Annotated in this window: 4 protein-coding genes and 1 pseudogene; all 5 read right to left on the reverse strand. The window is 68.6% G+C overall.

Annotated features, from left to right (window positions below; all coding sequences use genetic code 11):
• A pseudogene (locus V6M46_RS11855) lies at positions 1-197 on the reverse strand (ammonium transporter); the annotation flags it as partial.
• A 164-nt stretch (positions 198-361) separates the two neighbouring features.
• Positions 362-1,495, reverse strand: coding sequence for a signal recognition particle-docking protein FtsY (gene ftsY / locus V6M46_RS11860; RefSeq protein ID WP_332665217.1), 1,134 nt, complete (start codon positions 1,493-1,495; stop codon positions 362-364).
• A gap of 83 nt (positions 1,496-1,578) precedes the next feature.
• The gene (locus tag V6M46_RS11865) at positions 1,579-2,136 is read right to left on the reverse strand and encodes an NYN domain-containing protein (protein WP_332665219.1); all 558 of its coding nucleotides are present in this window, start codon (positions 2,134-2,136) and stop codon (positions 1,579-1,581) included.
• Positions 2,137-2,162: 26 nt separating this feature from the next.
• A complete protein-coding gene (locus V6M46_RS11870) occupies positions 2,163-2,594 on the reverse strand; it encodes an acyl-CoA thioesterase (RefSeq protein WP_332665222.1) in 432 nt (143 codons plus the stop codon).
• 109 nt (positions 2,595-2,703) lie between these two features.
• Positions 2,704-2,953 (reverse strand): hypothetical protein (locus V6M46_RS11875; protein ID WP_332665224.1); only part of this gene is annotated, 250 nt, incomplete at its 5' end.

Genomic DNA, 2,953 nt, shown 5'->3' on the forward strand with positions numbered 1-2,953 from the left:
TCAGGGCTGAATGCCAGGGAGTAGCCGAAGAGGACCCACAGCACCGGCACGATCGCCAGGGCGATGAAGCTCATCATCATCATGTTGAGCACGGTCTTGGAGCGGACCATGCCGCCATAGAAGAACGCCAGTCCTGGCGTCATGAGCAGGACCAAGGCCGAGCTGGCCAGAATCCACGCGGTATCGCCGGTATCCATGAAACCTCCGAAAGAAGTGTGCGTTGCAGCAGGACGAGGTACGACCTGTTGCGACACAGACTGGTGTCAGGGGATTTCGATACGCGCCCACCAATGTTGCATCCACATCACGAATGGGCCTGCTGTGTAAACACCGTGTTACGCCACGCGTGAGCGGCCGACAGTCAGGCGAGCAGTGCGTCGACGAACTCCTCGGCGTCGAACGGTGCCAGATCGTCGGGGCCCTCGCCGAGCCCGACGAACTTGACCGGCACTCCCAGCTCGCGCTGCACCGCGATCACGATGCCGCCCTTGGCGGTGCCGTCGAGCTTGGTCAGCACGATGCCCGTGACGTCGACGACCTCACCGAACACCCGGGCCTGGGTCAGCCCGTTCTGGCCGGTCGTGGCGTCGATGACGAGCAGGACCTCGGTGACCGGGGCCTGCTTCTCGATGACGCGCTTGACCTTGCCGAGCTCGTCCATGAGCCCGGCCTTGGTGTGCAGCCGGCCGGCGGTGTCGACCAGCACCACGTCCGTGCCGTCGGCGATGCCCCGCTGGACCGCCTCGAACCCGACGCTCGCCGGGTCGCCGCCCTCGGGGCCGCGTACGGTCGGCACGCCGACGCGCTCGCCCCAGGTCTGCAGCTGATCGGCCGCGGCGGCACGGAACGTGTCGGCCGCGCCGAGCACGACAGTCCTGTCCTCGGCGACCAGCACGCGGGCGAGCCGGCCGACGGTCGTGGTCTTGCCGGTGCCGTTGACGCCGACGAGGAGCACGACGCCGGGCTTGCCGTCGGCACCGGTCGAGTGGAGCGTACGGTCGAACGACGGGTTGATCAGGCCCACGAGCTCCTGACGGAGCGCCGCCTTCGCGGCAGCGGGATCGTCGATGCCCTCGACCCGGACCCGGGTCTTGAGGTTGGCGACCAGCTCGTCGGTCGCGGTGACCCCGACGTCGGCGGCCAGCAGCGTGTCCTCGAGCTCCTCCCAGGCGTCGTCATCGAGGGTGGAGCGGCTGAGCACCGCGAGCAGGCCCTTGCCGAGCGAGCCCTGCGACCTGGCGAGCCGGGCGCGCAGGCGTACGAGCCGTCCCTGCGGTGCCTCGGGCCGCTCGATCGTCTCGACGGCGGTGGCCGGCTCCTCGTCCTCCAGGTGCGGCTCCGGGTGCTCCGGATGCTCGATGACCTCCTCGGTGACCCGGTCGAGCTCGGACGGCGGCGGCAGCTCCTTGCGGCCGCGGCCGATGACGAGGCCGATGCCGACGCCCAGCAGGACGATGACGGCAAGGATGATCAGGAGCAGAACAGTCAGGGACACGTCCTGATCCTATGCAGACGGTCCGGCCCGCGCAGATTCCCCCGAGGCGGGCGCGTCACGCCACGGCACCTGACCCGCACCGGTCAGAGGAAGTCGTTCGGGTCGAATTCGTCGATGGGGATGATGCGGATGCGCGGCAACCGGTCGTTGAACGCCTTGACGTCGTACTCGAGGTCGTGGAACTCCAACCCGCGCTCGAACAGCGGGACGAAGCCGGCATTGCGGAACTCACGGAACGCGAGCAGTGCGGTGCGACGTCCCGGTCCCACCAGCGGCTCCAGCTGCTGGATGAAGTCGCCGTCGTTGCTGGCCAGCATGACGTCGGCATCGCGACGGGAAAGCTCGACCAGGGTCCGCTGGATCGCGATGTCGACGACCTTGTCATCCGAAGCGCCCGACAGCGGCACGGGGCGGAAGCCGATCGCGGTGAGGGCCTGCACGAACGGCATCGGGAGCTCGCCGTTGGCGGCCAGGAAGAACAACCCCGTCGCCGGCTGGCCCCACGCGTCCTCGGCGAACTGCAGCAGCCGGTCCCACCGCGGGCGTTCGTGCGGGTTGGGGCGGCGGCCCAGGATCGACTGGCCCAGCGTGGCATCGATGTTCTCGCCGTCGACCAGGACGTACGTGGCGCGCTCACTCATGGTCGGACCTTACGCTCCGTTCACCGTCACGACGTGACGAGCGGTGCGACCGCGGTGCGTATCGCCTCGGGGATCGGCGTGACGGCGCGTGTGGCGCTGTCGACATAGACGTGGACGAAGCGGCCGATCGCGGCCGGCTCGTCGCTGTCTCCCTGGAACAGGCCGATGCGGTAGACGATGCTCGACGTGCCGAGCTTCGTGACGGCGAGCCCGGCCTGCACGTCGCCCGGGAAGCCGAGCTCGCGCAGGAACTCGCACTGCGTCTCGGCGACGAGGCCCACGGCGTCGAGCCGGCGGATGTCGGTGCCGGTCGCGTCGATCAGGAAGCCGTTGACCGCGGTGTCGAAGAACGAGTAGTAGACGACGTTGTTGACGTGGCCGTAGACGTCCTCGTCCGCCCACCGCGTCGTGATCGTCCGCAGGACCGGAAAGTCCGTACGCACCCGGGCCTCGCTCACACCGGCTTCCGAGACAAGAGCAAACGATATTCGAAAGCCGGCGCGACGTACCTTCGGTTCCCGCCCCCTACTCGCAGAGCTCGTGGGGGTGCCCCCAGCTGGCGCTCGGTCACGAGGCGTTTTCTTCCTCGCGCAGGCGCTGGCTGATGACCGCCGACACGCCGTCGCCGCGCATCGAGACGCCGTAAAGCGCGTCGGCGACCTCCATCGTGCGCTTCTGGTGCGTGATGATGACGAGCTGCGAGTTGGCGCGCAGCTCCTCGTAGAGCTCGAGCAGGCGGCCGAGGTTGGCGTCGTCGAGCGCCGCCTCGACCTCGTCGAGGATGTAGAACGGGCTGGGCCGGGCCTTGAACAGCGCG

It is taken from the genome of Aeromicrobium sp., from assembly GCF_036676885.1.
Classification (GTDB): Bacteria; Actinomycetota; Actinomycetes; order Propionibacteriales; family Nocardioidaceae; genus Aeromicrobium.